Consider the following 16104-nt stretch of genomic DNA (forward strand, 5'->3'; position numbering starts at 1 on the left):
TCTTTTTTTTTCCTGTCTCCCCTCCCCCCCCCCCCCCCCCCCCCCCCCCCCCCCCCCCCCCCCCCCCCCCCCCCCCCCCCCCCCCCCCCCCCCCCCGCTGTGCGGAACGGGTCAGGCCAGGCCGGCGACCAGCTCGGCGACCGGCTTGCGCCGCCCCGTGTAGAACGGGATCTCCTCGCGGACGTGCATCCGCGCCTCGGAGCCGCGCAGATGACGCATCAGGTCGACGATGCGGTAGAGCTCGTCGGCCTCGAAGGCGAGCACCCACTCGTAGTCGCCGAGCGAGAACGACGGCACGGTGTTGGCGCGCACGTCGGGGAAGCCGCGGGCCATCTTGCCGTGGTCGGCGAGCATCCGGCGGCGGTCCTCGTCGGGGAGGAGGTACCACTCGTAGGAGCGCACGAAGGGGTAGACGCTCACGTAGGCGCGCGGCTGCTCGTCGGCGAGGAAGGCCGGGATGTGCGACTTGTTGAACTCGGCGGGGCGGTGCAGTGCCATGTTCGACCACACCGGCTCCAGCGTGCGGCCGAGCCGGGTGCGGCGGAAGAGGTTGTACGCCTCCTGCAGGGCGTCCGAGCTCTCCGAGTGCCACCAGATCATGAGGTCGGCGTCGGCGCGCAGACCGGACACGTCGTAGGTGCCGCGGACCACCACGTCCTTGGCGGAGAGCTGCGCGAACAGCTCCTCGACCTCGTCTGCGTAGCCGCTGCGGTCCTCGGGGAGGACGTCGCGCAGCTTGAACACCGACCACAGGGTGTAGCGGATGACCTCGTTGAGGTCCTTGGCCTTCTTGCCGGCGTTCGGGGCCTTCTCGGGCGCCGCGGGCGGCTGCGGTGCGGAAGCGGGGGTGGAAGCGTCTGTCATGTCGTCCATTCTCACTCGCCGGGCCGGGCGTGCGGCCGCAGGGTGTCCAGGATGTCGTCGGCGGCCCTGCGCGCCGAGGCGATGCAGGCCGGGATGCCGACGCCGTCGTAGGGCGCGCCGCACACCCGAAGGCCCGGCAGCTGCGCGACGGCGTGCCGGATGCGGGCCACCCGTGCCAGGTGCCCGACGGGGTACTGGGGCAGCCCGCCGGCCCAGCGGGTGACCTTCGCAGCGACCGGCGCGGCGGTCAGGCCGACCGCGGCCCGCAGGTCGGCCCGCGAGAAGGCGATCAGTTCGGCGTCCTCGCGCGTCAGGTCCTCCTCTTCGCCGTAGCGCCCGAGGGAGGTGCGCAGGACGAAGAGATCGGGGTCGGCGTCGCCGATCCAGCCCCATTTGTTGCCGGCGAAGGTGGACGCCTTGATCTTGCGGCCGTCCACGGGCGGCACCAGGAAGCCGCTGCCGGTGAGTTGCCGCTCCATGTCGGCGCGGCGGAAGGCCATGGTGACCAGCGCCATCGAGGCGTACTCGACGGCGCCCAGCTCGGCGGCGGCGGGCTGGCTGACGGCGGCGAGGAGGCGGGCCGCGGCGGGCGCGGGCGCGGCGAGGACGACGGCGTCCGCGAGCAGCGGCGTGCCGTCGACCACGACGCGCCAGCCGTCGGCCGACCGCGCCACGGCGGTGACCGGCGCGCCGGTGCGGATCTCGCCGCCCTTGGCGCGCACGGCGTCGGCCACCGCGCCCGGCAGCGTCCCGATGCCGCCGGCGATGCCCATGAAGACCGGCTTGTCCTGGGCGGAGCCGGTCGCCGCAGGGCCGGTCACATGGGCCGCGGCGGCGGCCCGCGCCTGGATGCCGCGTACCCCTTCGAGCAGCGAACGGCTGGTCCGCGCGGCCTCGAACAGCTGGGGCACGGCGGCGCGCAGCGAGATCCTGTACGCGTCGCCCGCGTACACCCCGCCCAGCAGGGGCTCGACGAGCCGGTCGACGACCTCGCGGCCCAGGCGGCGGGCGACGTACTCGCCGACGGCGACGTCCTCGCCGACCTCGGTGCGCGGCAGCCGGGTGTCCTCCTCGATACGGGCCAGCCCCTCCGGGGAGATCACACCGGAGGCGGCGAGCGGCGCCAGGTCCCCGGGGACGCCCATCACATGTCCCTTGGGCATCGGGCGCAGCGCGTCGCGGGTCCACAGCCGGGCGGTGGCGGTGGTGGGCGGCTGGAGCCGGTCGCCGAGTCCGACGGCGCGGGCGAGGTCGACCGCCTCCGGCCGTCTGGCCAGCATCGATTCGGCGCCCAGGTCGACCGGGACACCCGCGATATCGCCCGCGCGCAGCTTGCCGCCCAGCCGGTCCGACGCCTCCAGGACCGTCACCCGGGCTCCGCCGTCCAGGAGGCGGTGCGCCGCCGCCAGTCCGGAGATGCCTCCTCCGATGACGACCACGTGACCGGTGCCGCCGGGCCCGCCGGCCGGAACGGTGTGCGCTGCGCTCATGCCCCCACTCTCTCAGAGCGCGCCGACCGGACCGTGACCGGATCGCGATCCGCGGCCGGCAACCGCGGCCGGCGGCGACCCGTCGAAAGAGCAACATCGGCACGCCACTTAGACCGGGAGCGTTCATGCGGCGAGCGAAGCAGGGCGGGGGCCCCTCCGGCCGACGGCAGCAGGAGGGTCGGGCGACGGCACCGGCGAGGGGAGCACGGGCCCGGCACGGTGCCGTGGCGGGGGCGCTGCTGGCCGCGTCGCTGGTGGTCGCCGGGTGCAGCGCGTCGGGCGACGAGTCCGCGGCCGGTGACGCGGCGGCGCCGAAGGGGGCGGTCGCACCGAGCCGGGCGGCGGAGGGCCGGACGGCCGGCGGCGGGGCGACGACGGAGGGCGGCGCCCGCCCGGGAGACCGCGGCGGCAGGGCACCGAGGATCGCGCCCTCGCAGATCATCCGCACCGCCACCCTCACCGTGCAGACCAAGGACGTCGCGGCGGCGCTGGCCAGGGCGCGGGCGGCGGTCGACGGCGCGGGCGGCTACACGGCCGACGAGACCACCGACCGGGACCCGCGGGGGCACGACCGCTCGCGGATCGTGCTGCGGGTGCCGCCCGAGGAGTACGACGCGGTGCTGGGACGGCTGTCCGGGCTCGGCAAGCTGCTCTCCCGCGAGGTCTCCGCGAAGGACGTCACCGACCGGGTGGTGGATGTCGACAGCCGGATCAGGTCCCAGCGGGCGAGCGTGGCGCGGGTCCGGGCGCTGATGGCGAAGGCGACGACGATCAGCGACATCGTCTCGCTGGAGTCCGAGCTGAGCACCCGGGAGTCCAGCCTGGAGTCGCTGGAGGCCGAGCGGAAGTCGCTCAAGGGCCGGACCGGGATGGCCACCGTCACGCTGCTGCTGCGGCAGCCGGACGCCGAGGCGCCCGGTGACCGGGACCCGGCGTCCTTCTCGGACGCGCTGTCCGGCGGCTGGCACGCCTGGAAGACGGCGTTGCGCTGGGCTCTGGTGGCGATCGGCGCGGTGCTGCCGTTCGCCGGGACCGCGGCGTTGGTGTACGTCCTGTGGCGGCTGGTCCGCGGCCGGCTGCCGGCCGGACCGCGCGCCCGGCGGCACACGGACGGCGGTAGCGGCGGCCCGCAGCCGGCGGACGGCGCCGAGGACGTCCCCCACACGTCCGAGCGGGCCGGTGCGGCCGCCGCCCCGGGCGCGTGCGACGCGGCCGGTCGCGGGGAAGGTGACCGAGGACCCCGTTGACAGCGGACACCGGCGGGCAAAGACTCGGGGCGACGGGTGGCGATCTTCGTACCGCCCGCCGACCGCCGAGCCGGGACAGCGAGGACAGCGCCTGATGACCGACCATCGCCTGCGGGATGTCTACATCGTCGATGCGGTACGCACGCCCGTCGGCAAGTACGGCGGTGCGCTGGCCGGGGTCCGGCCCGACGATCTCGCCGCCCATGTGCTCAAGGCCCTGGTGGACCGCACGCCCGACCTCGATCCGGCGCGGATCGACGATGTCTGCTTCGGCGACGCCAACGGCGCCGGCGAGGACAACCGGAACGTGGCACGGATGGCGGTGCTGCTGGCCGGGCTGCCGGTCACCGTCCCCGGCGTGACCGTCAACCGGCTGTGCGGCTCCGGCCTGGAGGCGGTCATCCAGGCGGGCCGCGCCATCGCGCACGGCGACGCGCACCTCGCGGTAGCCGGCGGGGTGGAGTCGATGAGCCGCGCACCGTATGTCCTGCGCAAGCCGGAACGGGCCTTCCCCGCGGGCCACCAGGAGATGTTCTCCTCGACGCTGGGCTGGCGGATGGTCAACTCCCGGATGCGCCCGGAGTGGACGGTGTCGCTCGGCGAGGGCGCCGAGCAGATCGCCGATCAGCACGGCATCACCCGCGAGCAGCAGGACGTCTTCGCGCTGGCCAGCCATCAAAAGGCGGTACGCGCCTGGCAGGAGGGCGCCTACGCGGCGGAGGTGGTGCCGCTGCCGGGCGTGGACCTGGAGCGCGACGAGACCATCCGCGAGGGCTCCTCCCTGGAGTCGCTCTCCAAGCTGAAGCCGGTGTTCCGTACGGCCGGCGGCACGGTCACCGCCGGGAACTCCTCCCCGCTGAACGACGGTGCGGCGGCGCTGCTGCTCGCCGACGAGGAGGGCCTGCGGGCCACCGGGCGCGAGCCGCTGGCCCGGATCCGCGCGAGCGCGGTGACCGGCGTGGAGCCGCAGCTCTTCGGCCTGGGACCGGTGGAGGCGGTACGCCGCGCGCTCACGCGGTCCGGCCGCGGCTTCGCCGACCTCGCCACCTTCGAGCTCAACGAGGCCTTCGCGGCCCAGGCGCTGGGCTGCATGGGCCAGTGGCCGGAGCTCGACCCGTCCGTGGTGAACCCGTTCGGCGGCGCCATCGCCATCGGCCACCCCCTGGGTGCCTCCGGTGCGCGCCTCGCCGGCTCGGTCGCCCACCAGCTCGCCGCCCGGGGCTCCGGCACCGGACTGGCGGCGCTGTGCATCGGCGTGGGCCAGGGGCTCGCGCTCGTCATGGAACGCTGATCGGTCGGCGTCCTTCCGCCACGCCCGCCGCCTATCCGTTCTGAGGTGCCCCAGATGACCGTGCCCGACCTGACCGCCCCGGAGTCCGGGCTGATCATTTTCCTGAACGGCACATCGAGTTCGGGGAAGTCGAGCCTGGCCGAGGCCCTGCTGCACACCCTCGACGAGCCGTGCTTCCATCTGCCCGTGGACGCCTTCCACCGCATGCGCTCACGCCCTGAGCTGACACCGGACGAGCTGCGCGCCACCCTCGTGCGCACCTGGCGGGGCTTCCACCGCGCGGTCGCCGGGATGGCGGCGGCCGGCAACACCGTCATCGTGGACCATGTGCTGAGCGAGCCCTGGCGACTGCGCGACTGCCTCGACCTGTTCCCGCACCGGGACGTCGTCCTGGTCGGTGTCCGCTGCTCGCCCGAGGAACTGGCGCGCCGCGAACGGTCCCGGGGCGACCGCCCACTGGGCCTGGCGGCCGGTCAGCTGGCGCAGGTGCACGCCCATGGGATCTACGACATCGAGTGCGACACCACCGACACCGCTGCCGAGGAGTGCGCCCGGCAGATCAAGGAGTTCCTGCCCGGCCGGCCCACCCCCACGGCCTTCGAGCGGCTCGGGCCGATCCACGGCACCATCCGGGGCGACGGGGCGGAGCAGGGCGGTACCGCGGTACGAGTGGCGACGGAGGGACGACGGTGACGGCGGAGCGGCTGGTGATCGTCGGTGGCGATGCGGCGGGGATGGCGGCCGCCTCGCAGGCGCGCCGCCTGAAGAAGCCCGACGAGCTGGCGATCACCGCGTTCGAGCGCAGCCACTTCACGTCGTACTCCGCCTGCGGCATCCCGTACTGGGTGGGCGGCGTGGTCGACGGGCCGGACGCGCTGATCGCCCGTACGGCCGAGGAGCACCGCGCCCGGGACATCGATCTGCGGATGCGGACCGAGGTCACCGAACTCGACCTGGACCGCGGCCGGGTACGCACCCGCGACCTGGACGACGGCGGCCGGGAGTCCTGGACCGGCTTCGACAAGCTGGTGCTGGCCACCGGCGCCCGGCCGCTGCGCCCCGGCCTGCCGGGGATCGACGCCCCGGGGGTGCACGGTGTGCAGAACCTCGACGACGGCCGGGCCCTGCTCGACACCTTGGAGCAGTCGGAGGGCCGGCGGGCGGTGGTGGTCGGCGCGGGCTACATCGGCGTGGAGATGGCCGAGGCGCTGATCCGGCGCGGCTACCAGGTCACCGTCCTGGAACAGAGCGCGCAGCCGATGTCCACCCTCGACCCGGACATGGGCGCGCTGGTCCACGAGGCGATGTGCGGTATGGGCGTCGAGACGGTGACCGGCACGACCGTCACCGGCGTGCTGACGGACTCCGCGCAACGGGCCCGCGCGGTGACGACCGAGGACGCCGAGTACCCGGCGGACGTGGTGGTGCTGGGCATGGGCGTACGCCCCGAGACCACGCTGGCCGCGGCGGCCGGGCTGCCGCTGGGCGAGTCCGGCGGGCTGCTCACCGACCTGGCGATGCGGGTGCGCGGCCAGGACGCCGTGTGGGCGGGCGGCGACTGCGTGGAGGTCTACGACCTGGTCTCGGGCCGCACCCGCCATATCGCGCTGGGCACCCACGCCAACAAGCACGGCCAGGTCATCGGCGCCAATGTGGGCGGCGGCTATGCGACCTTCCCCGGTGTCGTCGGCACCGCCGTCAGCAAGGTCTGCGATCTGGAGATCGCCCGCACGGGCCTGCTGGAGCGGCAGGCGCACGCGGCCGGCCTGCGCTTCGTCACGGTGACCGTGGAGTCCACCAGCCGGGCCGGCTACTACCCCGGCGCCCGCCCGATGCACGTCAAGATGCTCGCCGAGCGCCGCACCGGCCGGCTGCTCGGGGTGCAGATCGTCGGCCGTGAGGGCGCCGCCAAGCGGGTCGACATCGCGGCGGTGGCGCTCACCGCCGGGATGACGGTGGAGCAGATGACCGCCCTCGACCTCGGCTACGCCCCGCCGTTCTCGCCCGTCTGGGACCCCGTGCTGGTGGCGGCCCGCAAGGCGACGGCGGCGGTACGGGCCGCCGGCGGCTGACGCCACGGCGGCTGATCCCCAGCACCTGTCCGGCGGATCGGCGCCGGACAGGCCCTTGGGGATGCCCGTCTCTAGCGCGCGGCCCCCAGCGCGCCGAACAGCTCCTCGCGGGCGGCCCGCACCCACCGCAGGGACGCACGGGCCAGCCCCGCCACGAACGCCGGGCACAGCCAGGCCTCCAGCGGCGCGCCCCCGCCGGACCGGCCGCCGCGCTCCGCGAGCAGCCGGCGCGCGCTGGGGCTCTTCAGGCGCATCCCGGCGGTGATGACGTCCTCGGGGGCTTCGGGGAGGACCGGGTGCGCCGCCTCTCCGTGCCCGCAGCCCCCTTCGGCGGGCGCCGCCGGTACGGACGCGAGCCCGGCGATCAGATCGTCGAGCGGCCCCGGATAGTCCACGAGGCCGGTCGCGTACCGGGACAGCGCGGCGACGATGACGACCAGCCCGGCGCGCTCGGCGGGCTCGGTCGCCCCGGCGAGCGCCTTGCCGTAGTGGGACAGCGACCAGGACACGCTGACCCCCGGCGCCGGGTGGCCGTCGAGGAGGGAGGCCAGGTCGGCGGCCTCCTCCTGCTCGGCGGTGGACAGGCGGGCCGGAATGCCGTCGGTGGTCCCCGGGGCGAGGATGTCGATGGCGACCCGGGCGTAGCCGGCGACATTGCGCGGGCAGCGCCACACCTCGGCGCAGTGCCGGCCGCCCTCGTCCGCCTCCTGTGCCAGTGCGGCGCCGTGCTCCAGCAGCGGGAGGTAGGAGACCAGGCGCGGCAACTGCTCGTCGAGGTCGCCCTCGTAGGGGTGCTCGTCGTGGCCGCAGGGGTGCCCGCGCAGCGCCCGGTCGGTGGCGCGCAGCGCGTCGAGGACGGCGGCCGCGGTGCCGTCGGAGGCGGGCTGCAGGGTGACGTAGTCGGCGGTCATCAGCAGTCCGAAGGTCCACAGCCAGGCGCGCTCGCCACCGGGGTCGGCGGCGAGCGCGTGGGCGCAGGCCAGGACGCGTTCGGTGTCGTGGTCCGCGTAGTACTCGGCGCGTACCTCTTCCCAGGCCGCGGCGAGATCCGCTATCGGGGCGTCGGGGGTGGCGTTCATGCCCTCCACGACGCCCCGCGGCGGAAAGCAGTTCCGCTCAGCGCGCCGTCTGCGTGTGGACGTACTCCACCAGGCGGGTCAGCGCGTCCGGGTCGGTGTCGGGCAGGACGCCGTGGCCGAGGTTGAAGACATGGCCTTCGAGGCCGGCGGCCGCGTCGAGCACCTCGCGGGCCTTGGACTCGACGGCCTCGCGGGGGGCGAAGAGCACCGCCGGGTCGATGTTGCCCTGGAGCGCCTTGCCGGGGCCGACGCGGCGGGCCGCCTCGTCCAGCGGCACCCGCCAGTCGACGCCGACGACGTCCGCGCCCGCCTCGCCCAGCAGGCCGAGGAGCTCGCCGGTGCCGACGCCGAAGTGGATGCGCGGCACGCCGAGGCCCTCGACCGCCTTGAAGACCTTGGCGGAGGCCGGCATCACCGAGCGGCGGTAGTCCGCGGGCGAGAGCGCCCCGACCCAGGAGTCGAAGAGCTGCACCGCGCTCGCGCCGGCCTCGATCTGCACCTTGAGGAAGGCGGCGGTGATGTCGGCGAGGCGGTCCAGCAGGTCGGCCCACAGCTGCGGGTCGCCGTACATGAGGGCCTTGGTGTGCTCGTGGTTGCGGGACGGGCCGCCCTCGACGAGGTAGCTGGCGAGCGTGAACGGCGCGCCGGCGAAGCCGATCAGCGGGGTGCTGCCCAGCTCGCGCACGAGCATGCCGATGGCCTCGGTGACGTAGGGGACGTCGCCGGGCTCCAGGGCGCGCAGCTGGTCGAGGTCGGCGCGGCTGCGGATCGGGTTCGCGACGACCGGGCCGACGCCGGGCTTGATGTCGAGGTCGACGCCGAGGGCCTTGAGGGGGACCACGATGTCGCTGAAGTAGATGGCGGCGTCGACGCCGTGGCGGCGCACGGGCTGCAGCGTGATCTCGGTGACCAGCTCGGGCCGCATGCAGGAGTCGAGCATCGCGATGCCCTCGCGGACCTTGCGGTACTCCGGCAGTGAGCGACCCGCCTGGCGCATGAACCACACCGGGGTGTGCGGCACCGGCTCACGCCGGCAGGCCTTGAGGAAGGCCGAGTCGTATGTACCGGTCTGCTGCTGGCCCGCGGGGGCTTCGTTGGCGCTCACGCCCCAAATCTTCGCATGCGCCCCCAGGGGGCCTCCGAATGGGCGACGCGCGAACCGGGTGTCCTCCGCGTATACGGGCTCGGTTCCGCCTAATCTTCCGGGCATGGCTGCGGCTCACGAACACCTCGCGGACAGCGCGGACGAGGCCCCGATCCCCTTCCGTCAGGCGGTCGAGGCGCTTCGTGCGGCCCGACTGCGGCCGGAGATCGAGATCGACCCGACGCCCGCCCCCAAACGGCTCGCCCCCTTCGCGTACGCGCTGGAGGCGGCGGTCGTCGAGCACGGCTCGGGGCCGGGCAGCGAGGACAAGGACCTGGCGGACGGGCGGCTGGTGCTGCTGCACAACCCGGCCGGGGACGACGCCTGGCACGGCGCCTTCCGCGTGGTGACACTGGCGCGGGCGGAGCTGGAGCCGGAGATGGGCGCCGATCCGCTGCTGCCGGAGGTGTCCTGGTCGTGGCTGACGGGTGCGCTGGAGGCGCGCGGGGTGTCCTACGGCGCGCCGAGCGGCACGGTGACCCGGGCCGGGTCGTACTACTTCGGCGGGCTCGCCGCGCGCGAGCCGGCGACCCAGATCGAGATCCGGGCGTCCTGGACACCGGCCGAGGGCCCCGGCGGGGTGCCGGACATGGCGGCACACCTGGCGGCGTGGTGCGATCTGCTGTGCCAGGTCGCGGGGCTGCCGCCGGCCGCGCTCGACCTGGCGCCGCGCGGCGGGGTCGTCCCGCTGCCGCAGCGCCGCGGCGCACAGCCGCGCTGAGCGACCCGCCGCGTATCCACAGTCATGCCGCGCAGTCAAGAGGGCGCCGCGCCGCGCCCACCTCGATCACGTTCGCGCACGGCTCTGATCATCTCGGTATGCACTCCGTGCCCACACCTGATCGATCACCCATCCGATTTGCCCGAATTGCCCCTAACTAAATCGTGATCAAAGTCTAAAGTCCTGCCGGATTGCTGCCGAAGAGGTCAGTGACCCTTCAAACACGGATCATTCCGGCTCCCCCAAGCCGGCTTCCGTCCCCGCCACTCCCCCCAGGAGGCCCGGTGTCTGTTCTCCTCGAGCAACCTTCGAGCCTGGTCGCCTACCGCCCGAACAAGCCGACGGCCATGGTCGTCGTGGCCGACCCTCGCGTCCGCTCCACCGTCACCCGCCACCTGTGGGCCCTCGGTGTACGTGACGTGATCGAGGCGTCGTCCATCGCGGAGGCCCGTCCCCGCGTCGGCAACCCACGCGACATCTGCGTTGCCGACGTCCACCTTCCCGACGGCTCCGGCCTCACGCTGCTGTCCGAGACGCGGGCGGCCGGCTGGCCCAACGGGCTCGCACTCTCCGCGGCCGACGACATCGGCGCCGTACGCAACGCCCTGGCCGGCGGCGTCAAGGGCTATGTCGTTACGGGAACCCGCACCAACCTGGGCATTCCCGGCCGCCCAGGTACCTCTCCGATCGGCGCCAACGCCGCCCGTATGCAGCGCCGCCCACCGGGCGCCCCGGGACACCCCGGCGGCTACCGCGAGCTGTCGGGCCGCGAGGTCGAGGTGTTGCGGCTGGTGGCGGAGGGCCAGTCCAACAAGGCCATCGGCGTCTCCATGGGCCTGTCGGCGCTGACCGTCAAGAGCCACCTCGCCCGGATCGCCCGCAAGCTCGGCACGGGCGACCGAGCCGGAATGGTGGCGGTCGCGCTGCGCACCGGCATCATCCACTGACCCCTTACACGACCGGCGTCGCCCGTCGAGGGAACGTTCCCTCGACGGGCGACGTGCATACACAGATACCCTTGACTGGTGACCGACGCCCAAAAGACCGCAGCAGACACGACACTGCGAGCACCCGGAGACTCGCCTCCGGATTCCCGACCGGCGCCGGTCCCTCTCCTGGAGCCCCGCGAGGGCATCCCCCCGGTGACCGCCACACCCGAGGCGCTCGCCGAGGTGGTGGCCGCCTTCGCGGCCGGTACCGGACCGGTGGCCGTCGACGCCGAGCGCGCCTCGGGCTACCGCTACGGCCAGCGCGCCTACCTCGTCCAGCTGCGCCGCGAGGGCGCCGGCAGCGTACTGATCGACCCGGTCGGCTGCCCCGACCTGTCGGCCCTGGGCGAGGCGATCGGCGACGCCGAGTGGGTGCTGCACGCCGCCACCCAGGACCTGCCGTGCCTGCGCGACATAGGGATGGTCCCCTCCCGGCTGTTCGACACCGAGCTGGCCGGGCGGCTGGCCGGTTTCGCCCGGGTCGGCCTGGGCGCGATGGTCGAGAACGTCCTCGGCTACGCCCTGGAGAAGGGCCACTCCGCCGTCGACTGGTCCACCCGCCCGCTGCCCGAGCCGTGGCTGCGCTACGCCGCGCTCGACGTCGAGCTGCTGGTGGACCTGCGCGACGCGCTGGAGGAGGAGCTGACCCGGCAGGGGAAGATGGAGTGGGCCCGGCAGGAGTTCGCGGCGATCGCCGCCGCTCCCCCGCCGCCGCCCCGCAAGGACCCCTGGCGCCGCACGTCCGGCATGCACAAGGTCCGCAGGCGCCGCCAGATGGCGGTCGTACGGGAGCTGTGGACGGCCCGTGACCAGGTCGCCCAGCGGCGCGATGTGTCGCCGGGCAAGGTGCTCGGCGACGCCGCGATCGTGGAGGCGGCGCTGCACCTGCCGCCGAACAGCCACGCACTGGCGGCGCTGTCCGGCTTCGGCCACCGCATGGGCCGCCGGCAGCTGGAGCAGTGGCAGGCCGCCGTCGACCGCGCCCGCGCCCTCCCGGAGAGCGAGCTGCCGCAGCCCGGCCAGCCGCTCAACGGCCCGCCGCCGCCCCGTTCCTGGGCCGACAAGGACCCGGTCGCCGCGGCCCGCCTGTCGGCCGCCCGCGCCGAGGTCACCGCCCTGGCCGAGCGCCTGAACCTCCCGCAGGAGAACCTCATCACCCCGGACACGGTGCGCCGGCTGTGCTGGGAGCCGCCGGCCGAGCCGACCCACGAGTCGGTCGCCCAGGCCCTCAAGGGCCACGGCGCCCGCCCCTGGCAGATCGAACAGGTCGCGCCGCTCCTGACCGAGGCGCTGCTGGCGGACCCGGCCGCCGGCTGACGCGTGCGGCGGTCCCCCGACCGGGGACCGCCGCGGACGCGCCGTCGTCACCACCGGGGGTCGCCGCTCCCCCTCCGTACCGTCACGGCACCCCATTTCGCCGCCATGCGGGCATTTCGGTAGCCGACGGGCTGGATTCCGCCAACGCCGGACACCATTCGGCCCCTTTCCGAGCGCCCGGACGCGCCTCTCCGCTGCGCGCCGCCCAGCCGTACGCCCGCCTGTGCCCGCCGGGCCCCGCCCGGCCACGCACCACCTCCGCCCGCCGGGCCGCCGGTCGGCCCCCTCCGCCTCCATCCGGTGTGACCTTCGCCGCTCCGGCCGATGGGGGTGTGCAGCTTGGTTACCCGTAAGTAGCATGTCGGTGTGAAGCGTCCCTGGGGGCGCCACGCAGCAGTGCCACCCCGCACCTGGAGGAGAGCCAACGTGCCTCGTACCGCTAGGGACGTCGTCTTCGTCGACGGCGTCCGCACCCCGTTCGGCAAGGCGGGCCCGAAGGGCATCTACCACGAGACCCGCGCCGACGATCTCGTCGTGAAGGCCATCCGGGAGCTGCTGCGCCGCAACCCGGACCTGGACCCCGCGAAGATCGACGAAGTCGCGATCGCCGCCACCACGCAGATCGGCGACCAGGGCCTGACCCTGGGCCGCACCGCCGGCATCCTCGCGGGCCTCCCGCAGTCCGTGCCCGGCTACTCCATCGACCGCATGTGCGCCGGTGCGCTGACCGCCGTCACGGCCACCGCCGGCTCCATCGCCTTCGGCGCGTACGACGCCGTCATCGCGGGCGGTGTCGAGCACATGGGGCGCCACCCGATGGGCGAGGGCGTCGACCCCAACCCGCGGTTCGTCAGCGAGAAGCTGGTCGACGAGTCCGCGCTGTTCATGGGCATGACCGCGGAGAACCTCCACGACCGCTACCCGCAGATCACCAAGCTGCGCGCCGACGAGTACGCCGTGCGCTCGCAGGAGAAGGCGGCGAAGGCGTACGCGAACGGGAAGATCCAGCAGGACCTGGTCCCGATCTCGGTGCGCAACACCAACTCCGAGATCGGCGAGACCGGTTGGGGTCTGGTGACCGCCGACGAGCCGATGCGCCCGGGGACCACCCTGGAGAACCTCTCCGGCCTGAAGACGCCGTTCCGTACCCACGGCCGCGTCACCGCCGGTAACGCCGCCGGCCTCAACGACGGCGCCACCGCCTCGATCATCGCCTCCGAGGACTTCGCCCGGGAGCACAACCTCCCGGTCAAGATGCGCCTGGTCTCCTACGCCTTCGCGGGCGTGGAGCCGGAGGTCATGGGCTACGGCCCGATCCCGGCGACCGAGAAGGCGCTCGCCAAGGCGGGCCTGGGCATCGGCGACATCGGCCTGTTCGAGATCAACGAGGCGTTCGCCGTGCAGGTGCTCGCCTTCCTCGACCACTACGGCATCGCCGACGACGACGCCCGCGTCAACCAGTACGGCGGCGCCATCGCCTTCGGTCACCCGCTGGCCTCCTCCGGCGTCCGGCTGATGACGCAGCTGGCCCGCCAGTTCGAGGAGCAGCCGCAGGTCCGCTACGGCCTGACCACGATGTGCGTCGGCTTCGGCATGGGCGCCACCGTCATCTGGGAGAACCCGCACTTCGAGTCCGCCGGAGGCAGCAAGTGAGCACCACCACCACCGCCGAGCTGCTGAAGGGCGCGGCCGAGCTGTTCCCCGACGAGGTCGTCACGTCCGCGCACGTACGCCACCTCGACCTGCCGTTCGGCGCCGGGCGCTTCGCGCTCATCACGCTGGACAACGGCTTCGACCACACCAAGCCGACCACCTTCGGCCCGGGCTCGCTGGCGAACCTCAACGCCGCGCTCGACCAGGTCGAGAAGGAGGCCGCGGACGGCGACATCGTCGGCGTGGGCCTGACCGGCAAGCCGTTCATCTTCGCCGTCGGCGCCGACCTCAAGGGCATCGAGCTGCTGACGAAGCACGAGGACGCGCTGGCCATCGGCAAGGGCGGCCACGATGTCTTCAAGCGCCTGTCCGGGCTCGCCGTACCGACCTTCGCGTACTACAACGGCGCCGCCATGGGCGGTGGCGTCGAGGTCGGTCTGCACTGCTCGTACCGCACCGTCTCCAAGGCCCTCCCGGCCTTCTCCCTCCCCGAGGTCTTCCTGGGCCTCGTCCCGGGCTGGGGCGGCTGTGCGCTGCTGCCGAACCTGATCGGCGCCGACAAGGCCGTCTCGGTCATCATCGAGAACTCGCTCAACCAGAACAAGCAGCTCAAGGGCCAGCAGGTCTTCGACCTCGGGATCGCCGACGCGATCTTCGAGGGCGCGGACTTCCTGGAGCAGTCGCTGATCTGGACCGCGAACGTCCTCAAGGGCGACGTGACGGTCGAGCGTGCCGAGATCGACCGCGGTGCGGCCTGGGACCAGGCCGTCGAGCGCGGCAAGTTCATCGCCGACGGCAAGGTGCACGGCGCCGCGCCGGCCGCCTACCGCGCGCTGGACATCATCGCCGCGGCCAAGAGCGGTGACCTGCAGGCCGGGTTCGACGCCGAGGACGTGGCGCTCGCCGACCTGATGATGGGCGGCGAACTGCGCGCCGGCATCTACTCGTTCAACCTGGTGCAGAAGCGCGCCAAGCGCCCCGCCGGCGCGCCGGACAAGAGCCTGGCCCGTCCGGTCACCAAGGTCGGTGTCGTCGGCGCCGGTCTGATGGCCTCTCAGCTGGCCCTGCTCTTCCTGCGCCGCCTCGAGGTGCCGGTCGTGCTGACCGACATCGACCAGGAGCGGGTCGACAAGGGTGTGGGCTACGTCCACGCCGAGATCGACAAGCTGCTCGGCAAGGGCCGGATCAACCAGGACAAGGCCAACCGCCTCAAGGCCCTGGTGACCGGTGTGCTGGACAAGGCCGAGGGCTTCTCCGACGCGGACTTCATCATCGAGGCCGTCTTCGAGGAGATCGGCGTCAAGCAGCAGGTGTTCGCCGAGGTCGAGGCCGTGGCTCCGGCGCACGCGATCCTCGCCACCAACACCTCCTCGCTGTCGGTGACCGAGATGGCGTCGAAGCTCAAGCACCCCGAGCGGGTCGTCGGCTTCCACTTCTTCAACCCGGTCGCGATCCTCCCGCTGCTGGAGATCGTGCGCGGCGAGCAGACCGACGACGCCTCGCTGGCCACCGCCTTCGGTGTCGCCAAGAAGCTGAAGAAGACCGCGGTGCTCGTCAAGGACGCCCCGGCGTTCGTCGTGAACCGCATCCTGACCCGCTTCATGGGCGAGATCCAGAACGTCATCGACGAGGGCACCCCGGTCAAGGTCGCCGAGAAGGCCATCGAGCCGCTCGGTCTGCCGATGTCTCCGCTGGTGCTGCTGGAGCTGGTCGGCCCGGCGATCGGTCTGCACGTCTCCGAGACGCTGCACGGCGCCTTCCCGGAGCGCTTCACGGTCTCCCCGAACCTCGCGGCCGTCGTCAAGGCGGGCAAGCGCGGCTTCTACGTCTACGACTCCGGCAAGCCGGAGCTGGACCCCGAGGTCGTCGCACTGCTCAAGCAGGGCGACTCGGTGCTGACGGAGCAGCAGGTGCGCGACCGCGTCCTGGACGCCGTCGCACAGGAGATCGGCCTGATGCTGGACGAGGGCGTGGTCGCCGAGGCGCAGGACATCGACCTGTGCCTGATCACCGGCGCCGGCTGGCCCTTCCACCTGGGCGGCATCACGCCGTACCTGGACCGCGAGGGCGTCTCCGAGCGGGTGACCGGCAAGAAGTTCCTGGCCCCGGGCGTGGCGAGCGTGCCCGCGTAAGGGTGCGCGACTGACTGCGGCAAGGGGGGGGGGGGGGGGGGGGGGGGGGGGGGGGGGCGTTTTTTTTTTCCACCCCCCCCCCCGACGCAACCACACCCCAACACG

At 73.5% G+C, this 16104-nt stretch carries 13 protein-coding genes; 9 read left to right on the forward strand and 4 right to left on the reverse strand.

The features are described from left to right. Positions 1-111: 111 nt before the first annotated feature. Positions 112-864: a hydrogen peroxide-dependent heme synthase gene (hemQ, locus tag ACZ5XZ_RS27125; protein WP_468982512.1), complete on the reverse strand. Its 753-nt coding sequence runs from the start codon at positions 862-864 to the stop codon at positions 112-114. Between the two features lie 11 nt (positions 865-875). Next, positions 876-2354, reverse strand: a complete 1479-nt coding sequence (gene hemG, locus ACZ5XZ_RS27130; protein WP_468982514.1) for a protoporphyrinogen oxidase — start codon at positions 2352-2354, stop codon at positions 876-878. Positions 2355-2479: 125 nt separating this feature from the next. On the opposite strand from hemG, the gene ACZ5XZ_RS27135 reads away from it, so the two are divergent. From ACZ5XZ_RS27135 to ACZ5XZ_RS27150, 4 genes are all read left to right on the forward strand, one after another. Continuing rightward, positions 2480-3601, forward strand: coding sequence for a DUF4349 domain-containing protein (locus ACZ5XZ_RS27135; protein WP_468982517.1), 1122 nt, complete (start codon positions 2480-2482; stop codon positions 3599-3601). Positions 3602-3695: 94 nt separating this feature from the next. Continuing rightward, positions 3696-4892, forward strand: coding sequence for a thiolase family protein (locus tag ACZ5XZ_RS27140; protein WP_468982519.1), 1197 nt, complete (start codon positions 3696-3698; stop codon positions 4890-4892). Between the two features lie 54 nt (positions 4893-4946). Then, on the forward strand, positions 4947-5585 hold the full coding sequence (locus ACZ5XZ_RS27145) for a chloramphenicol phosphotransferase CPT family protein (RefSeq protein WP_468982521.1): 639 nt from the start codon (positions 4947-4949) through the stop codon (positions 5583-5585). Further along, the gene (locus ACZ5XZ_RS27150) at positions 5582-6964 is read left to right on the forward strand and encodes an FAD-dependent oxidoreductase (protein WP_468982523.1); all 1383 of its coding nucleotides are present in this window, start codon (positions 5582-5584) and stop codon (positions 6962-6964) included. Before ACZ5XZ_RS27145 ends, ACZ5XZ_RS27150 begins: the two co-directional genes overlap by 4 nt. A gap of 71 nt (positions 6965-7035) precedes the next feature. Here the strand turns inward: ACZ5XZ_RS27150 and ACZ5XZ_RS27155 are convergent, their stop codons facing one another. Together ACZ5XZ_RS27155 and hemE are read right to left on the reverse strand one after the other, a co-directional pair. Continuing rightward, positions 7036-8043: a hypothetical protein gene (locus ACZ5XZ_RS27155; RefSeq protein WP_468982526.1), complete on the reverse strand. Its 1008-nt coding sequence runs from the start codon at positions 8041-8043 to the stop codon at positions 7036-7038. Between the two features lie 37 nt (positions 8044-8080). Next, positions 8081-9148, reverse strand: a complete 1068-nt coding sequence (hemE, locus tag ACZ5XZ_RS27160) for a uroporphyrinogen decarboxylase (protein ID WP_468982528.1) — start codon at positions 9146-9148, stop codon at positions 8081-8083. Positions 9149-9251: 103 nt separating this feature from the next. Between hemE and ACZ5XZ_RS27165 the strand changes: the two genes are divergently transcribed. From ACZ5XZ_RS27165 to ACZ5XZ_RS27185, 5 genes are all read left to right on the forward strand, one after another. After that, entirely contained in the window at positions 9252-9908 is a 657-nt protein-coding gene (locus tag ACZ5XZ_RS27165) for a DUF3000 domain-containing protein (protein ID WP_468982530.1), read from the forward strand. Between the two features lie 284 nt (positions 9909-10192). After that, entirely contained in the window at positions 10193-10855 is a 663-nt protein-coding gene (locus ACZ5XZ_RS27170) for a response regulator transcription factor (protein WP_006602452.1), read from the forward strand. A 78-nt stretch (positions 10856-10933) separates the two neighbouring features. Beyond that, positions 10934-12214: an HRDC domain-containing protein gene (locus ACZ5XZ_RS27175; RefSeq protein ID WP_468982533.1), complete on the forward strand. Its 1281-nt coding sequence runs from the start codon at positions 10934-10936 to the stop codon at positions 12212-12214. 426 nt (positions 12215-12640) lie between these two features. Further along, entirely contained in the window at positions 12641-13867 is a 1227-nt protein-coding gene (locus ACZ5XZ_RS27180) for a thiolase family protein (RefSeq protein WP_468982535.1), read from the forward strand. After that, positions 13864-15999, forward strand: coding sequence for a 3-hydroxyacyl-CoA dehydrogenase NAD-binding domain-containing protein (locus ACZ5XZ_RS27185; protein ID WP_468982538.1), 2136 nt, complete (start codon positions 13864-13866; stop codon positions 15997-15999). Before ACZ5XZ_RS27180 ends, ACZ5XZ_RS27185 begins: the two co-directional genes overlap by 4 nt. Positions 16000-16104 lie beyond the last annotated feature (105 nt).

It is taken from the genome of Streptomyces sp. NPDC033270 (genome assembly GCF_055576575.1).

Excerpts from the sequence above, each read along its gene's own strand:
- ACZ5XZ_RS27135 (WP_468982517.1), top strand. The coding sequence starts at position 2,480 with ATGCGGCGAGCGAAGCAGGGCGGGGGCCCCTCCGGCCGACGGCAGCAG.
- ACZ5XZ_RS27155 (WP_468982526.1), bottom strand. The coding sequence starts at position 8,043 with ATGAACGCCACCCCCGACGCCCCGATAGCGGATCTCGCCGCGGCCTGG.
- ACZ5XZ_RS27145 (WP_468982521.1), top strand. The coding sequence starts at position 4,947 with ATGACCGTGCCCGACCTGACCGCCCCGGAGTCCGGGCTGATCATTTTC.
- ACZ5XZ_RS27140 (WP_468982519.1), top strand. The coding sequence starts at position 3,696 with ATGACCGACCATCGCCTGCGGGATGTCTACATCGTCGATGCGGTACGC.
- hemG (WP_468982514.1), bottom strand. The coding sequence starts at position 2,354 with ATGAGCGCAGCGCACACCGTTCCGGCCGGCGGGCCCGGCGGCACCGGT.
- hemQ (WP_468982512.1), bottom strand. The coding sequence starts at position 864 with ATGACAGACGCTTCCACCCCCGCTTCCGCACCGCAGCCGCCCGCGGCG.
- ACZ5XZ_RS27165 (WP_468982530.1), top strand. The coding sequence starts at position 9,252 with ATGGCTGCGGCTCACGAACACCTCGCGGACAGCGCGGACGAGGCCCCG.